Source organism: Nostoc sp. 106C (genome assembly GCF_002154725.1).
Classification (GTDB): domain Bacteria; phylum Cyanobacteriota; class Cyanobacteriia; order Cyanobacteriales; family Nostocaceae; genus Aulosira.
Map to the genome: position 1 here is coordinate 131,291 of NZ_MTAW01000221.1, position 18,300 is coordinate 149,590.

An 18,300-nucleotide genomic window follows, 5' to 3' on the forward strand; every position below is an offset into this window, starting at 1 on the left:
TTAGTCAAGAGTCAATAGGCAAGAGTCATCATTCATTATTCTCCCTTGTCCCCTTGCCCCCTTGTCCCCCTTGTCCCTACGTCCCCGCGTCTCCGCGTCTTCGCCCCCGTAACCCGCCGACCTGTTTTAGTTGATTTACGTTTCTTAATTTTGCCACTGGGAAGTAAAGCACGGATGCCTTGTTTTTTGACACGCTTGTATGCCGAACCGCCCCAATCGCTGAGAGAATGGCTCATAGCACCGAGTTCCATACCCAAGAATAAGGCGAGGAATTCAGTACTATAACTCGTTAGCGATCGCTTGACTGTTCCACCGACGTTTTGCCAAATAAATGCAATATTCCAGAGCTTTTCAGCAATTGCTAATACGAAAATTGTCACAATAGCTAGCAAGCAACTCAGATAAAGTACTCGTAGCGTCGTCCCAATAATTGGCCCGTGGGATAAAAAAGAGCGATGACGCAAACTTTTTTGATAAGGTAGCCAAATCCAGCGTAAGAAACCCCAGCGTTGGTATTGAATCGAGTAAATATCTAAATCTGGGCCGAACATCAGCCCACCAAACAGAAACCCGCCGGAAACGAGTAAAGTCACATTGCTACTGCGAGTCTGCCAGAAAGTCACACCCGCCACAAACGGCAGAGCATACAGCGTAATGCTATCGTGCGTTCGACCAGAGGGCATCTGAAGGTTCTCAAAAATTTTTTCTCAAAAATACTAGCGCGATTAGAATTATTTTGCTATATTGTTTAATTGTGAATGCAATGGGCGGTTAGCTCAGTTGGTAGAGCGCCTGCCTTACAAGCAGGATGTCATCAGTTCGAGTCTGGTACTGCCCATCACGTTAATTAAGGCTAGAGACAGGTTAAAAGCTGTTTCTAGCCTTTTTAGGCATCAAATAAAAATAAGTAATGCGAGCATCTTGCTCGCGCGGGCAAGATGCTCGCATTACAAATATTAAATTGTTCAACTTATTTTTACACGACTCCTTAGCTGTCTTGGAGATTGGATAACATAACATCGCGCTTGCTGTCATCGAGTGCGGTGAATTTTGGTTTTTGTGTGCGCTTGCACTTATAGCCAGCAATCAGTATCTCATCAATTACTTGCTTTGGGGAATGCGATATTAACTGGGCTAGCATTGCCCACCCTAAACCTGAGTGCAATCGCCCTAGTTAATAAAAAATCCTGAGAGGAAAAGTTGCATTACTAAGAGCAATAGCGCAACGCTCAACCTAGGCGATCGCACAGCTACAACTGAAGAAGCTGCATAAATTTGCGTGTATCACTGTTTAGCTCATGCTTTGGAGCCTACGGCTAGCACCACAGAAGCAGGAATTTCAATACCACTGTCAGTAGCGTATTTCTTTGCTCCCTCGATAATTGCGTTTTCAATATTTTTTCGTTGTTCTTCACTTTGCTTTGCTAGCATCGGCCCAAGGCGCGCCGTACTTGAAACTACCGTTAGTATTACATCTTCAGGTGTGGGGAAAGTCCACAATATAGGCAGTTCGGTGACAGATACTGATGTGAATCCGCCAATTCTCAAGGCTGTTTCACATTCTGCGGGGTCGCCAAAGCGGAACAGGGGCGGTCCCGGAGGTAGATCTACGTTGATGCTACCGTGAGTTTGCACTGAGCCTAAAACCAGTTTCATGAAAGGATTACGCGTCGGCGGTGTCCAGCAGGTAAAGGCATAGCGCCCTCCTTGTTTGAGTACTCGCCAGGATTCAGCGATCGCTTTTTCTGGATCGGGAAAATGGAGGATGCCTAAGTTGCAGACGATCGCTTCAAACCTACCAGACTCAAAAGGCAGATTTTCAGCGTCTCCAGTATAAAATTCTGCTTCTGGACACCGCGATCGCGCAATGAATACCATATTTTCTACAAAGTCTAATCCAGTAACTATGGCTTGCCTTCTCACTGCGGCAGCACTAAGCCACCCAGTCCCGCAGGCGACATCCAGTAATTGAGTACCATACCCCGTCTTGACTGCATCTAAGATGGTTTCATTTACCTGAGATGTAACTTGTGCGATCGCGCGATCGTATCTTTGCGCCACTCTAGAGAATCCGTCATGCTCGAATTGCTTAAAAGCTTCGCGATCTGTGGGAGGATAATCCGTCATTTTCTACCTCCTGAGTACTTGCTTGCATTGAGAAAATTTAAACCTAAGAAAAGCGCCGCCACACTACCTGCTACAGCAATTTCACCTTGAGCAATTTTCTCTAAAACTGTTTCTACAGGAATTAATATAACTTCTATTTCTTCTGTAATATCTAACTGTTGTTCTCTAACTTCTATGACATTTTCTGCTAAAAATAAATGGATTTGATTAGTATCTTTACTGGGCTTATCGTATAGTGTGGCGATTTTTCTCACTTGTTGAGTAATATAACCAGTTTCTTCTACCAATTCTCTAATTGCTGCTACTTCGGCGCTCTCTTGTTTTGGATCGAAGCTGCCTGCTGGAAGTTCTATAAAAAATTCACCTACAGCGTGTCTATATTGACGAACAAATACAATTTCTTGATTGCTAGTTATCGGTAAAATTAAAGCTACTTCTGGTTTGAGATTAACAAAATAATCATCGATAACTGTCCCATTAGGTAATTCTATTTCATCTTTTCTCACCTTACACCAAGGATGATCCAATACCATCTTTGATTTTAGGATTGTCCATTTTTTGAGTTTTTGCATAAATACTTTATTTGATTTGTCTACTTACTGATAGAGGTAGGCAATATATTTTTTAGAGCCTGATTTAGGTTTACTATATAATCTGGCAGAAATATCTATAAATTTTGGTAATTAAAAGTGTGTAAAAAAGTATAACAGATGTATAAAACTAACTAAGCTTTAGACTTACACTGTGATATTTGTGTTATTTGCCTTAGCTTTAGATAGAAATATTTATGGAAATTCAGGTTCAAATATTTACTGTCAACAAGCGGTTTCCCTTGACGATTAGTCGGGGTACAACTGCACAGACAACAAATATATGGGTGAGTGTTTCCCAGGATGGGATTGAAGGCTGGGGGGAGGCGTCACCATTTGGTGTCGGTAATCATTCGCAATCAACCGATAAAATCAAATATGCTTTGCAGCAACTTACACCGATGTTGCAAGCTTTTAGCCCGTTGCAACGGCAGCAAGTTGAGCAAGAGTTAATAACAGTGCAGGTTCCTTCTTCAGTTAGGGCGGCGCTGGATATGGCCATGCACGACTGGCTAGGTAAGCGTGTAGGCTTACCGCTGTGGCAACTCTGGGGACTAGATCGCAATGTCATAGTACCAACTTCAGTAACCATTGGTATAAATTCTCCCGAAGGAGCGCGAGCTAGGGCACGAGACTGGTTACAATTTACAGATGTCCGTCTTTTCAAGGTGAAGCTAGGTAATCCGGATGGCATAGATGCAGATCGGAAAATGTTATTAGCACTCAGAGAAGAAGCACCAAATTTGGATTATTTTGTTGATGCTAATGGTGGTTGGAGTTTGAGCGATGCTATTGAAATGTGTAGTTGGCTAGCTGATTTAGGTATAAAGTATGTAGAACAGCCACTGCCACGGGGAGAGGAAACAAGTTTAGCAGCATTAAAGGAGCATACGCCTCTGCCGATTTTTGTTGATGAAAGTTGCTTTACCAGCACTGATATTCCCCAACTAGCAAACTATGTGGATGGCATTAATATCAAACTTATGAAATCAGGAGGCTTAACAGAAGCAATACGAATGGTACATACAGCAAAAGCCTATGGTTTGCAAGTTATGTTTGGTTGCTATTCTGATAGTTCGCTAGCGAATACAGCAGCGGCACAGCTAGCACCTCTAGCTAATTATTTAGATTTAGATAGTCATCTCAACTTAATCGACGATCCTTTTACAGGTGCATCGATTCAACAAGGGAGAGTTTTGCCCAACGATTTACCAGGTTTGGGGGTACAACATAGTGCGTCTGCCACTTAATCAACGAATAGCTATTTTGCTGCATGAGGGAACTGCTGGAACTCAGGGCAAAACAGGGTTGTCACTTTTACGCTACAGTGAAGCCCCAATCGTCGCCGTTATCGATCGCGAATGTGCAGGAAAATCTTTACCAGAAATTACAGGTATTAAGCGTGATGTTCCGATTGTGACATCAGTAGCTGCATCTTTGGAATACAAGCCACAAGTTTTGGTAATTGGCATTGCTCCCAAAGGCGGTGCTGTGCCAGATGATTACTGGCATGAAATTAAAGATGCCCTAGAAGCTGGGATGTCATTGGTGAACGGTTTACACACACCATTGGCAACCATGCCAGAGTTAAATGCACTGCTGAAACCGGGGCAATTAATTTGGGATGTGCGCAAAGAACCACCTAATATAGGTGTTGCTAGTGGACTAGCGCGCACCCTCCCTTGTCGGCGGGTGTTGACTGTGGGAACTGACATGGCAATTGGTAAAATGTCAACCAGCCTAGAAATGCATTGGGCATCACGACTTAGGGGTTGGCGTTCTAAATTCTTAGCCACTGGTCAAACTGGTGTGATGTTAGAAGGAGATGGTATAGCCTTGGATGCCGTGCGGGTAGATTTTGCTGCTGGTGCTGTCGAACAAATGCTGATGCGCTATGGCAAAAACTATGACATTGTGCATGTGGAAGGACAAGGTTCACTGTTGCATCCAGGCTCAACGGCAACTCTGCCTTTAATCCGTGGTTCCCAACCAACTCAACTCATATTAGTTCATCGGGTGGGACAAACTCATAACCGCAATAATCCTCATGTACCGATTCCGCCTTTACCAGAAGTGATTCGGCTTTATGAAACTGTTGCTAGTGCTGCCGGTGCCTTTGCACCTGTACGTGTAGTCGCTATAGCGTTGAATACTGCTCATTTAGATGAGCTTGCGGCTAAAGAAGCGATCGCACAAACCACACAACAAACAGGTTTACCCTGTACTGATGCAGTACGTTTTGACGCTAATGTCCTGTTGGATGCAGTGATGAAGAATTAGTTCTACTGTTGCTTGAAATCCAATAAATTTGTCAACTCGCTACCACAAGCGGGTTATTTTTTATCTGTGTTTATACTTTAAAACAAGAATGCGACACATGGATAATAAGCTAACCCGCCTTTAAGTTGCAGAATCCCTAGCCTCAGAAAGACGCGGCGACGCGGAGAAAGGGAGACGCAAAGATGCAATTTTAATGATTATTAGCTTATCAAATCTTAAAAGTTTCTTCCAGAGAAAATGAATTTCCTAATTACCTGTGAGCGACTGCTTCCTCTAAAGTAGGTTCTTTCAGTGTAAACTCATCAATAAGCGTCACAATAATAGCCGCAGCTGGAACAGCAAGCAGCACACCAATAAATCCAAATAACCTACCCATGACTAGAAACGTCAAAATCACCATCACAGGGTGGATATTAACTTGCTGACCCATTACCAATGGTTGAATAATGTGGGCATCTATCTGATTCATCACTAAAAATAGTATCAGAACAAATACCAGTTTTAACGGTGAAATGCTTAGTGCCACTAAAGCGGGTAAAAAAGTACCGACAATGGAACCAAAGTAAGGAATAATCTCGAATAAACCCGCGATAATTCCAAAAGGAAGCGCTGACGGAATTCCCAAAATCCAAAGTCCAAAAGTTGCGCTAGCACCAAGAAATAACATGGCAATTCCTGTGCCAAAAATCCAACCACGCAGTCTTGTCTCGCAAGCTTTAAGGATTCGATTAAACCGTTGGTGATGTCGGCGAGGTACTAACCTTAAAATCCCATTGACTAAAGAATTAGGGTCGTAAGCCATGTATAGCGCTAGAATTAGCGTTGCTAATAACTCTAGTGTTAAGTTAAAAGCTTGTCCCAAAAAGACTGGTACTCCCCCCAATAAATGGTTAGTAAAATTCCGCAGTTGTATTAGTGCTTGAGAGATGTCAGGAATAAAAGTGAATCTGCGGCGCAGTTGTTCAACATCTCCTGTTAATGTATTGAGGTAAGTTGGCAATGTAGCTAGTAATTTTTGAGACTCTACTGTCACGCTAGGAATGACTACAGTCGCAAGCAATAAGCCAAAGCCCAAAATTAATCCAATTAATAGTACAACAGCAACATCCTGTGATTTAACCAGATTTTGCAACAAACGCAGCATTGTTCGCAAAACTAAAGCAATTAATGCCGCAATAGCTACTAGCTCTAACACTGGCAAAAGTTGATACAGGATGTAAAATGCTACCGCAAGCATTACTGCTAATGGTGCACCACGAGTGAACTGAGACCATCCATTGTCGGTATCTCTAGAATTTGCCATTGCTATTATTTATTCCTATGCATCATCACGCCATTTGTTTTGGACATGATTGAGACCTTTAGTAAAATAAGGAAAGGTGGTTTTTTCTTATAACGGTAGAATAGGCACTATCCCGTCATCTAACAATCTCTCACTTGAGATATCTGCCTTCTCTCGATAGATAGAGGAGTAGTAATAGCTTTCACCTAATACCATCATTTTTGCAAGCGATCGCAGGTAGCACAGGCTACGATATTAGCCTCACAGGCCTCAAACAAAGTTAAGATTTCGCTGCCATAAATTTAAATCCTTTTAGACAAATTTCTACATTCATAGCAAGTATTTATGCTTAACAATCTTGTTGGGCAGATTGGCTTGTAAAATGGAAGATTTTTTCCATCGCAGTTTTTTTAACTATTGGTTAATTTCTTGACTGAATTAGTTGCATTTATCTATTACTATTAGCAAACTAACAATCTTTGGCTATTTATACCAAAGATATTTCTACGTGAAATACTGTTATTTATTTACTCATCTACCTTAGTTTAATCAACTCGACTTCACTAAATTTTTGAGATAAATACCATACATGAATAAAAGTCAACGTCAAAAAACTGCTCTTATTACTGGAGCCTCTAGCGGTATTGGCTACCAACTAGCATATATTTTTGCCCGGAATCGTTACAATCTTGTGTTAGTAGATAAAAAAGAAGAAAAACTTAATGAAATGGCGGATGAATTCCCACAAAAGTTTGACATTTTTGTCAAAATTTTTGCTAAGGATTTATCTATACCAACATCTCCAGAAGAAATTTTTCGAGATTTACAAAAAGCATCTATCAAGGTTGATGTGTTGGTGAACAATGCTGGATTCGGTACTTATGGAGTATTTGCTGAAACAGACCTCACTACTGAACTAAATATGCTACAGGTCAATATAGTGAGTCTCACCCATTTAACAAAGTTATTCCTTAAGGATATGGTAGAGCAAGGTTATGGAAAAATATTAAATGTTGCCTCAGTTGCTGCCTTTCAACCAGGACCTTTAATGGCAGTTTATTTTGCTACTAAAGCCTATGTTTTATCATTTTCAGAAGCAATTGCCAATGAATTAGAGGGTACAGGTATCACCGTAACTGCTCTTTGTCCAGGGCCAACAGCAACGGAATTCCAACAAGCAGCTGCGATGAAAGATTCCAAGATTTCTAGCGTTAGTAGAATGATGGATACAGAAACTGTTGCCAAGATTGGTTATCGCAGTTTAATGGCAAACAAAACAGTTGTAGTTCCTGGCTTAAGAAATAAGATATTGGCTGAAAGTGTAAGATTTACACCCAGAAGCTTGGTAACAAAAGTTGTCAAAAGTATGCATGAAATCAAAAAAAACTAGTGCAGCCAAGTTATACCAATTCTCTAAAAGAAAGGAACAGATGATGACGCAGAGACTTATGTGTAGCTATGCGTTAATGTAGATAGTAACGCAATCAGAAATACGGTGCGTTACGGCTATTTCTCACTTGCACAAATGCTCAAGCATTTATATAGCCGTAACACACACCCTACTCAACTTTACTAATGACTAAATATCTTCATTAACAATTAGGAATTATCTAATTTCAATTGTTGTAAAAGTTCAGTATTAATGGGCGATGTTGCTAGAATTTGATGCTTAATGCCTCCCCAGATATTTCCAGTGCAGGCGCGATGCAAGGCTAATAGTTCAGGAATTTGATGGGAAATTAAAACCTGTGGTGGAGCAAGTTGACCAAGCGATCGCGCACGATAGTAGTGATGCGACTGTGATAGGGCACGATCCAGTTGTTGGGCAATAATTTCTGGGGTTTCTTTGGCCGAATCGAGTAAAAGAACATAGTGCGGTAGATTGGCAACGGGAACTAAACTCTTAAAATGAGTTCCTTGTAAGTTCATGCTATTTAAAGCATCACCCACAAAACTTTCGTGCAACTTTTCGCCAACCAAATCACTGATGGCTTGATGTCGCCCAAGAAACTCTAAACAAGGAGTTTGGCGATACCAATGAGTCACGCGGACGCGATCGCCTATTCGATAACGGTACAAACCTCCCTTCTGTGACAAAATAATCGTGTATTCCTTTCCAATACTGAGTTCATGTAACTCATACACAGAACCAGTATCATCCTCGAACTCGAAAAAAACTTCATCAAGAACCGGAACATAGCCCCCAGCTACAATCAACGGAATCGTCATTGGGGCTTCGGTTGCTAGTAGCCCTTTACCTTGAAGTAACACACCTGGAAACTGCGATCGCAATCCCTTAGCTTGATCTGCTGCATTGGCGCTATCCCAACAAGAAATCAGCTTCAAGTTTGACCAAAGTTGTGTCCAAGGAATACTACTTTCGCTGAGGAGTTGCAAGCGATCGCGTGAAATGCGGTTGTGTAATTCGGCTTGCAATAACTCCTGATTTTCCTGAATGTGTTTTAAATGTACTTGCAGGAAACTAGGACTCCAAATACAAATAATTTCCAGTGATTCAGCCTGCAATAATGCCAAAGCCAGCTGATGTTTAAATAGCTGCGGGTCATGTAAGCGATTGAGTCCATTTGGCATCACCAACCAGGGACGCAGTACCCACCGCAGCCAAACATCTAGATAATCTAGATCATCCTGTAAAGATTGGGAATCAGGAGGATTTAATTGTGGTGAGATACAAGCGTAAAGCTTACCTGTGGAGAATTTAGGGCCATGTGCAATCAAATCATGCGCCCATACACAAAACATCTGATTGAAGGATCGCCGCAAAGACTGAGTGTAAGGAATCCATTTTGCCACCCCACTACTACCAGAGGTTTTTTCATAGAACAAAATTGGTTCGGGCGTGAGGGGAATTTGCTGAGGTTTGTTATGTCCTAAAATCCAAGGTTCGAGTGCGTCATAATCAACAATCGGCACACGTTGCCAATCTGCTACAGAACGAATTCCCAAAGCTTTACCGTACTCACTCTTAATCAGGCGATCGCAAATCTCTTTCTGTACAGATATCTGCATTGATTCAGGAGCGTTTAATGCTTGGTGGAATCGCCCTGCACTTGCTGCGAGGAGTTGCCCAAAAAGCTGAATAAATAGTTGCACAAAATTAAATTTATTGGTGTATAGAGGGAACAGGGAACGGGGAACGGGCAACAGAGAAACAAGGTGTGTAATTAATTCTTTTTAGGTACTTAATCGGACGCATGATATTAATTTGAATGTAGCTTAATTACGAATTAGTATTATGGCACCTGCTGGTTAGGAGAAAGGTTTGTGGCCATTGTTAAGAATGTGCCATCCCCAATGACTACACCAGGTGCGAAAATAGATCCGGCTCCCACAAAGACATCGTTGCCAATCTTGACTTTCTTGACATACAACATTAAGTTTTGCTTACGGGGCTTGATCACATGAGAAGAGATACCGACACGATGACCCATAATGACGCGATCGCCAATCTCTAGCAAACCGCGATCGGCAATCTCTAATCCTGGTGTCCAGTAGACATTTCGCCCCACTTTAGCACCCCACAATCGCAACCAAAACGAAAATGCTCCCGGAATCAGCCGCAGAACTGCTTCCAAAACAGGAATTGTAATATAAATTACCTGAATTTGATGACTACCCCACCAAGGGCTATATTCTTTCCCACATAAATAAGTAATGCCCTCCGGCACAGGATATACCCATTGATGCCAGCGGTAAACTATCACTGGTAAACCGTAAATAGAAAGCAACACAGCGAGAATACTGAAAATGCTAGGTGAATAGGCGAGGTATACTATTGCTGCCCCAGTTAGCATTAATATAAAAGTTGGAAAAAATGAAAGAATTGTACTTAAAAATGTCATGAAAATAAGTCAGTAAGTAGAGTGGGTATTGTCCAGCAAAACCCAGATATGGCGCTTCAAGATTAGTCATGAAAATGGGAACAAGAGTTTTTGAGTAAAGCTTAATGACATAGAAATCCCAATTGCAGATGGTGGTTCCTGACTTTCATAATAGGTTCCATGTAACTTATCCCAAATTTTCAGATTAGCGCCATAGTTGCAATTAAAAACTTCGTTACAATGATGCCATGCATGATCCTGGGGTAGAATTAAGCAAGGAAATAAAAATTGATAGAGCCAGTGATTTTTAGAAACTAGCAAGCGGCTATGTCTCCATAAATCCAGCGCAGAAGTAAGACTAACTCCAACTAAATAACCCGCTGGATCGGCTAATAGATATACAAACAAAGTATGTATCCATAAATAAACAATTAGCAAACTTGTCCAGAGGGTGTTACGAGAAGTTCCTAATACATCCATCTGTGTAACTGTATGATGCACTTGATGCGCTTGCCAAAACCATTTACTATGAAGTAAACGATGATTCCAATAATATAAATAATCAATTAAAACAAAACTGATAATAAAACTAAGAATTGGTGATAATTTTAAATAACCTTGTTGATTGGGTAATAAATTATTGTAAAGCCAATAAACTAAGGTCGCTTGTAGTAAAGGAATTAACATCCCTTGAATGGTTAAGCCTATAGCATCTAGTAACCAATCTTCACGACTTTTCACTTGGAGTTGAGTTCGACCAAAGCGATCGCAAATCGTCCACCCAACTAATCCTAGAAAAGTAACAAAAATTAAAATTTGTGCCAAGTTTTGGATATTCAAGTTCTTATATAGCATTTCCTAATTTCTTAATTGCCAATAAAAATCATCAAATTCGTATCAAATTTATTTTATTTCAACTAGTATTACCGTTTGATTATTGAAAAAATAGACTACTCCTCTACCTCGCTTTGTTGCTAAAGAACCTTGGAATTCAATTCCGAGGTTAATAACACAGAACTTCAGTTCTAAGTAAGATTACACAAGAGCACGATACTTCAGCTGTTACAAAAATGTAAGTAAAGGCAAAGGCTGGAAGCATGGAGCTATAAAAATGTACGTGCAAACAGGCTTCCCTAAGGGTAGCCACAGAGATGGGCTAAAGCAATTCAGTCCGGGTCGTCAGGCTGGCTTTGAGTAGCCCCAACATTCTATAGTGACGGCGCTATTTTGCGATCGTGGCTAAGTGCATGACGAAAGTTGTAGGAATATTTGCCTAATTGCTCAACAAAAGTTAGAGATTGCGTCCTTATTTAGTTGGTTGGAAAATTCAAGACGTTTTGTAGATGTATATTATGAAGAAAAATTTTAGTATAAAGATAGTTGTTTAAAGAATTAAAACCATATTTACGCAAAATTAACAACAATCAATAAAGTAAATATAGTGCTGTTTAGCAACTTGCTGACATTGGAAGAGAAATATTTGATGCAACTATACCTGACAAATTTACTCGCACCCAATGTTGCAATTACTACTCTTAAAAAAAGATTATAGCCATGTTAGGTAATCTCAAGCTGGCAACAAAATTTACCTTGCTCCTATTTGTCGTTTTCCTATGCACCATCTTAATTAGTGGGTTTGCTTTATCCAAAGTACTTGAGCAAAGAGCCGAAGATGAAGTCAATTATCGGGGACAAGTTCTAATACAAATGATGAACTCTGTCACGAACTATACTAATGATCATATCAGTCCCTTATTATCGTCCATCTCCGAACAACAGCCACAATTTACACCAGAAGTAGTACCCAGCTATTCCGCAAGAGAAGTTTTTGAAAATCTGCGCAATCATAAAGAATATGCAAATTTTCTTTACAAAGATGCCACAATTAATCCGACAAATTTACGGGATAAAGCTGACGATTTTGAAACAAATCTGATAGACAGTTTTCGCCAAGATCCAAAATTGGAAACTCTATCAGGTTTTAGGAATTTATTTGGAGAGCAATTATTTTACAGCAGTAGACCACTGGCGATTAAACAACAGAGTTGTTTGCGCTGTCATTCTACACCTGACCAAGCGCCTAAAAGTCAAGTGGCAACCTATGGCACTGAAAATGGGTTTAACTGGAAGCTCGATGAAATTATTGCCACTCAAATTATCTATGTTCCAGCTAGTAAAGTTTTTGAAAGTGCCCATCAGACTTTCTCTTTAGTTATCGGAATTTTTATTTTCATCTTTACAATAGTAATTCTTTTAATTAATTATTCTTTGAAAAAGAACGTCCTCCAGCCTATTAGACCAATGGCTAAATTGGCTGAGAAAATTAGTATGGATACAATTGATGGTGATACAGGAGATAAAGATTTAGAACTTACAAAATTGGCAGTGATTGCCAAGCGTACTGATGAATTAGGCAAGCTGGGCAAGGTATTTTATCGCATGGTGCATGAAATCCAAACTCGTGAGCAAGCCTGGAAACGACAGATGGAACAACTCCGTGTTCAAATTGACCAAACGAAGAAAAATCAGCAAGTCGAAGAAATTGCAGGTTCAGACTACTTCCAAAAATTAAATGCAGAAGCTAAAGATATTAGAAATAAATGGTCAGATAACGACGAGTAATTTAGTACTTATGGTTGTGAAATGAGGTTGTGCAACCTAATTTTTAATTTTAAATTTATAGAGAGGCATCATGTCTAAAGTCGTGTCTGTCCATTCATTCCGTGGTGGTACTGGCAAGTCAAACGTAACTGCAAACCTGGCAACAATGATTGCTCGTTCTGGTAAGCGGGTTGGCATTGTCGATACTGATATTCAATCACCTGGAATTCACGTCCTTTTTGGTCTTGATGAGAACAAAATTAGCTACACTCTTAATGATTATCTTTGGGGACGTTGTGCAATAGAACAGGCTGCTTACGATGTCAGCCAAACGGTGAAGATTAAACCAAAACCTTTTAACTTTGGTATGAGTGGTGCTATTTATCTAATTCCTTCTAGCATTAAGACTGGTGAAATATCTCGGATTCTGCGTGAGGGTTACAATGCTCGGTTACTCAACGATGGCTTTCGCGATCTCAGCCGTCGGTTGAAATTGGACTATCTATTTATTGACACTCATCCTGGCATTAACGAAGAAACTCTGCTTTCGATCATTATTTCCAATATCTTAGTCGTCATCCTGCGTCCAGACCACCAAGATTATCAAGGTACTGCTGTCGCCATTGATGTAGCACGGAAGTTAGATGTTCCTAAAATCATGTTGGTAGTGAATAAAGCACTACCAAAGTTAAATTTTCCGGCTTTGCGGCAACAGTTACAAACTGCTTATAGCACAACTGTGGCGGGTATATTACCTGTATGTGAGGAAATGTTTCATCTAGGTAGCAGTGATATTTTCAGCTTGCGCTATCCCGAACATGCTTGGACGCAGGAAGTAAACGCGATCGCCAAACAGATCATGCACAGTAAATAGTAAGTAATTTATCAGTAATTAATTATAGAGTTTTTAATATAGGTTGTAAGATAATTCTGCCTAATCTCTAATGGCTATTTTTAAGTAGATGAATAAAAATATTTATAGTACGAGCGGAGCGTCTACATTCTGCTACCCGCGGGGAAGCGCAACGGGGGACAATAAAGTCTTTGGCAAAACTTGTGACTATAGCTTGGCGCCCTAGAATTGGTAAAGGGTGAGGTTCCGGTACAGTAATCTAGGCTTGTTTTGGTAGAAATTACTTCATGGTTTCGTCTTATTGGTTTATCTTAGTCTCTTGGTAACTGAGATCTCACAAATACATAGGAGTTGTCAAAACAGAAAATAGCATGATAAAAATTCGCGGAATTTTGAAAACTGCTCAAACAGTACAAGACGACTTGAGAAATGGATTATCAACCCAGAAGGTTGCTGAATTTAAACAATTTATTAAAAGTTCAGTTGAAACTATTGAGCGGTTATGTGCTGAAGCCAAAACCACCCCTCACAATTTACCAAGACGCTCCCGCGAAGCTTATTATTTTCTCAAAGGTATTGACTTGGGTAATTTGCCCATCGCTTCAAGTCAAGCAACCCAAACACAGGTTGCAAGTATCAGCATCAAAAATATCAAAGCACAACAAAATACTATTTTAGAGAAGATTTTTAACTTAGCCTCGACTGCAAATCCGAACTCTGCCGAAATCCAACAACTAGCTCACACTTTAATTAAAACAGTCACAACAATTGAAAAAATATGTTTTAACCAACAAACTACACCAGCAAACCTGACTCGTTCATCCCGTCAAATCTACTCTTGGATGAAGTTTTTAACAGATGAACAGAATTTGCAACTTCACCTAATCAGCACTTATAGAGTGCGGCAAATTGCTCAAGAAATACTCAACAAACATCAACAAACTTCGGTCAAACTTACGACTGAATTAACTAATTTAGCAGGATTATACAAAGGTAAAAAATCTAGCACCTTTGCTCATATTTCAATCAGTGAAGGGTTTATCAATGCGTCCGATGAAGTTTTACAAGCATTAGTCAAATCTGTTCTTGATGGTAAAAGTCAAGATAGTACACGACTGATTCGTTCGTTTGCCAATTCCGAAGAATACAGCAGTGTAGTACTGATGATTGATTTAATTGCTGAAGTTATCTCAGAAAACCCACAAGGTAAATTTTATAACTTGGATGAGTTATTTAACAAACTGAACTACGAGTATTTTGGCGCAAATCTTGTTAAACCTCGTCTTGCATGGAGCAAAATTAATACTTACCGTAAGTTCGGACACTATGAGCCAGCTAGAGATAGGGTGGTAATGAGTTTGACTCTGGATAATGCCAATATACCTGAGTTTGTTACTGAGTTTGTGTTATTTCACGAATTACTGCATAAGTACCACGGCACAAAGTGGGTAAATGGTAGAAGAATGGTTCATACTCCAGAGTTTCGTGCTGATGAAAGCCGATTCAAATTATATGCAGAAGCTCAGAGATGGCTGCAAAAGTTAGCATCCGGCGAAAGTTAGCCTGAGAATTGATTCCCTGGCGAAAGATTGAGCAAGTTAAGCTATCTTCTTATTCTTAAATGCCGCACCAAAAATAAAAACCCCACTGGGGTAGTGGGGAAGATGATACTGAAAGCAATCTCTTGTTAGTACAATAGTACTACAAGCAAGTAAGTATGACAAGCGATCGCGCCAATTTTTTGATGTGATAGAGACTTAATGCTGTTGTATTTTGTTTCCTTTGAATAACATCTTCATCAAGAAATGGTATTACTATCAACTAATAAAAAAGTGAGAAGATTCGGGAATTTGAATCGGCTAGTGCGTATTTAAGTCTAGATAAAAATCAACTCTATAATTGAACTTCTATGAAATCTCTTACCCCAGATTTAATTCGAGCCATCACGCCCCTATTTATGGCTGGTGTTGGAGCTGTAATTGGTGTTGCTGTTTTAGTTTCACCCAACACTACTGATGCAAAATGGTCTGCTGGTCTTGGTCTTGCAGGAACCGCAATTGCTGGGGCTGCTGGTCTGGCGCAAACTAGCAAAAGTGAACCTGATTTTTCAGTTAAAAAACAGGGGGATACTTTGCAAGTGGAAACCCCAGCCAATCAGCACAATGATCAAAACAAATAATGATAAATCTACATTCTCTGGTATGTGAATTTTGCATTGCTTTAAATACCCCCCTTTTCTAAAGTCCGCTTACGCGAACTTTGTTTATATATTTACTAGGACAAAGAGGGGTTATATATGCGTAGTTATTGTTAATTTCTACTTCCAATTCTCCCAGTTTTCGTTAAAAATCGAAGTATCAGGAAAGGCAGTAGGATTACCGTTTTGTTCCAAAAGGCGTTTGAGTGCTTCTAATTGCGGTTCTGCTTTGGGCAAGTCATCTACAAGTTGGTAAGGTGCTACAGCATTTTTGAGGGCAAAAGCTGCAACTGTTCCCGCAGCCGCACCCGCAGACCATTCAAAGGAATGTACTCGATAGGCCGCAGCAGCAATATGACTGGTAGCAATACTTTTACCACCTACTATTAAATTGTCAATTTTCTGGGGAATCATTGCCCTAAGAGCAATTTGGAAGGGATAAGCTTGCCCCGCGCCCCGTCTTTCACCCGCACGTTCTGTATTACCAGGTGTTTCTGGAGGGCTTTGTGTCATGCAGGGATGGAAATCGATGGCGTAGTGACCGATACCGATAGCGTCGGGAAAGACGGTAGAACGAGTCCGCCGCATTGCTTTGTCTGGTGAAATTTGCCCCGAAATTACCGATGTTGCCTCTAAGCCTGCCAGTGCTGCTCTTAACTGCCGATACATATCTGCGGGCAGCGTTTTGCGGTAATATTCATCATTATAATTGCGGCGAGAAATATCAATTTCCCAGATGCCAAAGCCAGAAGGTTGCCCCCAACTAGGGCGGCCAATAATCCTTCGTGCTTCCCGCATATAAGGATATTTCGACAGACCAGACACTGTCCCCATTGGGGAATCTAGGCCTGTTAACAAGCGGTTGTTTGGTTGCGGCTGCTTGACACCATTTCCTAGTTGAGAATCTGTTGTCCCAGCAGCTAGCCAGTAGTAATAGGAGAGGGCATTTTCCTCAGCTTTGCGCAAGGTATCTGTTCTTAGTCCTCCCATCCAGCCACCAGGCTGCAACTGTCCACTACTTTCTAACTGTTGGCGAGTATAAATTAAATTATCGGCAGCAGTTCCGGGGCGGTAGTCGTTACCCCAAGTCCAGTTTTGCATGGAGATATCGCCAGGGGTGGAGGCAGTAAAATTGACACCACCAAATTTTGCTGGTTTTCCTTGTTTGGGATTCCAAATGCGACGATAAGTGAAAACTAAGTCAAAGTTTGCCAAGCGTTGCAATTCATAACTGAAGTATGGAGCGTATTGAGGATAGTATGGAGGGATTGTTTGGGGTTGCGGATCTTTGGTAGCCTCCATTGCAAAAGTATAAGTAAAACCTTGAGGACAATAGGGGTCGTTTTGGGAGCTAGAAGCAGAAGGTTCAAGGTAAGAACGCTCATCAATACCTAATCGGTAGGGAACATCAGCAAGGGCAATTATTTCCCCAGTTTCGCTGGTATCTACGACATACCAATTTGGAATTGTTTTTTGATTTTGCTTAGGTACTAAGCGAATAATAGTTTTGCTAAACCGTGATGAATTGCCGTAGGTATAGGCATCTTCAATGGTTTGAGATAAAGGATAAGTATTGAGAGGTAGTGCACCTTTTGCTGGTTGATGTTGAATAGCGATCGCACTATTAATTATTTTCCCATCACTGCTAATTTCTAAATCCTTAATCACCGTGTTTGCAAACCATTGCAACTTGCCTTTGCCTTTTTTTTCGGCATCTTTGAGCATCTGAGCCAAAATGGTGTGAGCATCACGGGGAAGAAAGCAAGAGTCACTTACCCAGCAGTTACCAGGGTTGAGTTTACCGTACTTGCGTTGAATTCGGTTGCGCAGTTCCAAGTAACCGCGAGAATAGAATTTGAGAGCGCGCTGAGTTGGTCGTTCGTCTAATGCAGATGTTCCTTGAGCAGAAATTTGTCCCCCTAGCCAGTCGGTAATTTCTGTTAGACATACAGTTCGTCCAGCTAGCAAGCCCTCGTAAGCTGTGGCGACGCCAGAGAGTCCACCCCCGACAACTAAAATTTCACAATTTACAGTTTTATCTGGGGTTCTTGGTGGTGCGGCAAGAATAGCAGAATAAGGCGCAAGCAAAGCCGATATTAAGCTGAAACTGATCAGTGATTGCTGTCCACAAGCCAGTTTTTGTCTAGACTTCATTTTTGAGAATCCCTTCAAATCCTATTTCACCTGTAGACGGTAGCATTTGATAAATGTTTTACTCAAGTTTTTTCTGGAAATTTCCAGCTTAATATCCGCCGAGATAATATATAGCAATCCGTATAGGAGTTGTGAAATTACTTATTGAATCAGGGAATAGGGAATAGAGAACAGGAAAGAAGGATATATAAATGTACTTTGTTTTTTTACAAATGAAATAGGATTAATATATAAAGTAAAATGTCTCTTCATCCAAGCATTGTTACGAAAAATTTACTTTATTAACGGACGATATTCCCAAAGCAATTGAACATTTTGCGTAAGGATTCAGGTAGAGGATTATTGACAAAGGGAACACTTGAGGGGGAGTATCA

15 protein-coding genes and 1 tRNA gene are annotated in these 18,300 nt (G+C 40.6%); 8 read left to right on the forward strand and 8 right to left on the reverse strand.

Annotation, left to right across the window (positions count from 1 at the left end; genetic code table 11):
• Window positions 1–35: 35 nt before the first annotated feature.
• Window positions 36–683 carry a metal-binding protein gene (locus BV375_RS32805; RefSeq protein ID WP_086768349.1) on the reverse strand — a complete coding sequence of 216 codons (648 nt, stop codon included), beginning with the start codon at window positions 681–683 and terminating at the stop codon, window positions 36–38.
• A gap of 82 nt (window positions 684–765) precedes the next feature.
• On the opposite strand from BV375_RS32805, the gene BV375_RS32810 reads away from it, so the two are divergent.
• A tRNA-Val gene (locus tag BV375_RS32810) sits at window positions 766–838 on the forward strand.
• 458 nt (window positions 839–1,296) lie between these two features.
• Here BV375_RS32810 and BV375_RS32815 read toward each other — a convergent pair.
• Complete coding sequence (locus tag BV375_RS32815; protein ID WP_086768351.1) at window positions 1,297–2,127, reverse strand: methyltransferase domain-containing protein; 831 nt, start codon at window positions 2,125–2,127, stop codon at window positions 1,297–1,299.
• The gene (locus tag BV375_RS32820) at window positions 2,124–2,699 is read right to left on the reverse strand and encodes an NUDIX hydrolase (protein ID WP_086768353.1); all 576 of its coding nucleotides are present in this window, start codon (window positions 2,697–2,699) and stop codon (window positions 2,124–2,126) included. The genes BV375_RS32815 and BV375_RS32820 overlap by 4 nt, the downstream gene beginning before the upstream one ends.
• 215 nt (window positions 2,700–2,914) lie before the next feature.
• Here BV375_RS32820 and BV375_RS32825 point away from each other — a divergent pair, with 215 nt between their 5' ends.
• Both BV375_RS32825 and BV375_RS32830 read left to right on the forward strand, forming a co-directional pair.
• Window positions 2,915–3,967: a dipeptide epimerase gene (locus BV375_RS32825; protein ID WP_086768355.1), complete on the forward strand. Its 1,053-nt coding sequence runs from the start codon at window positions 2,915–2,917 to the stop codon at window positions 3,965–3,967.
• A complete protein-coding gene (locus BV375_RS32830) occupies window positions 3,951–4,997 on the forward strand; it encodes a DUF1611 domain-containing protein (protein ID WP_086768357.1) in 1,047 nt (348 codons plus the stop codon). Before BV375_RS32825 ends, BV375_RS32830 begins: the two co-directional genes overlap by 17 nt.
• Window positions 4,998–5,247: 250 nt before the next feature.
• Here the strand turns inward: BV375_RS32830 and BV375_RS32835 are convergent, their stop codons facing one another.
• Window positions 5,248–6,300: an AI-2E family transporter gene (locus BV375_RS32835; protein WP_086768359.1), complete on the reverse strand. Its 1,053-nt coding sequence runs from the start codon at window positions 6,298–6,300 to the stop codon at window positions 5,248–5,250.
• Between the two features lie 568 nt (window positions 6,301–6,868).
• Between BV375_RS32835 and BV375_RS32840 the strand changes: the two genes are divergently transcribed.
• On the forward strand, window positions 6,869–7,669 hold the full coding sequence (locus BV375_RS32840; protein ID WP_086768361.1) for an SDR family oxidoreductase: 801 nt from the start codon (window positions 6,869–6,871) through the stop codon (window positions 7,667–7,669).
• Between the two features lie 209 nt (window positions 7,670–7,878).
• Here BV375_RS32840 and BV375_RS32845 read toward each other — a convergent pair whose 3' ends face one another.
• From BV375_RS32845 to BV375_RS32855, 3 genes are all read right to left on the reverse strand, one after another.
• Window positions 7,879–9,393 (reverse strand): GH3 auxin-responsive promoter family protein, encoded by a 1,515-nt coding sequence (locus tag BV375_RS32845; RefSeq protein ID WP_086768363.1) that lies wholly within the window; start codon window positions 9,391–9,393, stop codon window positions 7,879–7,881.
• 140 nt (window positions 9,394–9,533) lie between these two features.
• Window positions 9,534–10,031, reverse strand: a complete 498-nt coding sequence (locus BV375_RS32850; RefSeq protein ID WP_243714122.1) for an acyl transferase — start codon at window positions 10,029–10,031, stop codon at window positions 9,534–9,536.
• Window positions 10,032–10,208: 177 nt separating this feature from the next.
• Window positions 10,209–10,976, reverse strand: a complete 768-nt coding sequence (locus BV375_RS32855) for a sterol desaturase family protein (RefSeq protein WP_086768367.1) — start codon at window positions 10,974–10,976, stop codon at window positions 10,209–10,211.
• A gap of 699 nt (window positions 10,977–11,675) precedes the next feature.
• Here BV375_RS32855 and BV375_RS32860 point away from each other — a divergent pair.
• The 4 genes from BV375_RS32860 (at window position 11,676) to BV375_RS32875 (ending at window position 15,754) form a co-directional block, all read left to right on the forward strand.
• Window positions 11,676–12,743, forward strand: a complete 1,068-nt coding sequence (locus BV375_RS32860) for a DUF3365 domain-containing protein (protein ID WP_086768369.1) — start codon at window positions 11,676–11,678, stop codon at window positions 12,741–12,743.
• 70 nt (window positions 12,744–12,813) lie between these two features.
• Entirely contained in the window at window positions 12,814–13,596 is a 783-nt protein-coding gene (locus BV375_RS32865) for a MinD/ParA family protein (RefSeq protein WP_086768370.1), read from the forward strand.
• Between the two features lie 350 nt (window positions 13,597–13,946).
• Window positions 13,947–15,137 (forward strand): SprT-like domain-containing protein, encoded by a 1,191-nt coding sequence (locus BV375_RS32870; RefSeq protein ID WP_243714123.1) that lies wholly within the window; start codon window positions 13,947–13,949, stop codon window positions 15,135–15,137.
• A 347-nt stretch (window positions 15,138–15,484) separates the two neighbouring features.
• Window positions 15,485–15,754: a hypothetical protein gene (locus tag BV375_RS32875; protein ID WP_086689210.1), complete on the forward strand. Its 270-nt coding sequence runs from the start codon at window positions 15,485–15,487 to the stop codon at window positions 15,752–15,754.
• Window positions 15,755–15,892: 138 nt separating this feature from the next.
• Here the strand turns inward: BV375_RS32875 and BV375_RS32880 are convergent, their stop codons facing one another.
• Window positions 15,893–17,926: an FAD-dependent oxidoreductase gene (locus BV375_RS32880; protein ID WP_086768372.1), complete on the reverse strand. Its 2,034-nt coding sequence runs from the start codon at window positions 17,924–17,926 to the stop codon at window positions 15,893–15,895.
• Window positions 17,927–18,300 lie beyond the last annotated feature (374 nt).

Excerpts from the sequence above, each read along its gene's own strand:
- BV375_RS32860 (WP_086768369.1), top strand. The coding sequence starts at position 11,676 with ATGTTAGGTAATCTCAAGCTGGCAACAAAATTTACCTTGCTCCTATTT.
- BV375_RS32875 (WP_086689210.1), top strand. The coding sequence starts at position 15,485 with ATGAAATCTCTTACCCCAGATTTAATTCGAGCCATCACGCCCCTATTT.
- BV375_RS32805 (WP_086768349.1), bottom strand. The coding sequence starts at position 683 with ATGCCCTCTGGTCGAACGCACGATAGCATTACGCTGTATGCTCTGCCG.
- BV375_RS32840 (WP_086768361.1), top strand. The coding sequence starts at position 6,869 with ATGAATAAAAGTCAACGTCAAAAAACTGCTCTTATTACTGGAGCCTCT.
- BV375_RS32870 (WP_243714123.1), top strand. The coding sequence starts at position 13,947 with ATGATAAAAATTCGCGGAATTTTGAAAACTGCTCAAACAGTACAAGAC.
- BV375_RS32825 (WP_086768355.1), top strand. The coding sequence starts at position 2,915 with ATGGAAATTCAGGTTCAAATATTTACTGTCAACAAGCGGTTTCCCTTG.
- BV375_RS32865 (WP_086768370.1), top strand. The coding sequence starts at position 12,814 with ATGTCTAAAGTCGTGTCTGTCCATTCATTCCGTGGTGGTACTGGCAAG.
- BV375_RS32880 (WP_086768372.1), bottom strand. The coding sequence starts at position 17,926 with ATGAAGTCTAGACAAAAACTGGCTTGTGGACAGCAATCACTGATCAGT.
- BV375_RS32835 (WP_086768359.1), bottom strand. The coding sequence starts at position 6,300 with ATGGCAAATTCTAGAGATACCGACAATGGATGGTCTCAGTTCACTCGT.
- BV375_RS32820 (WP_086768353.1), bottom strand. The coding sequence starts at position 2,699 with ATGCAAAAACTCAAAAAATGGACAATCCTAAAATCAAAGATGGTATTG.
- BV375_RS32815 (WP_086768351.1), bottom strand. The coding sequence starts at position 2,127 with ATGACGGATTATCCTCCCACAGATCGCGAAGCTTTTAAGCAATTCGAG.
- BV375_RS32855 (WP_086768367.1), bottom strand. The coding sequence starts at position 10,976 with ATGCTATATAAGAACTTGAATATCCAAAACTTGGCACAAATTTTAATT.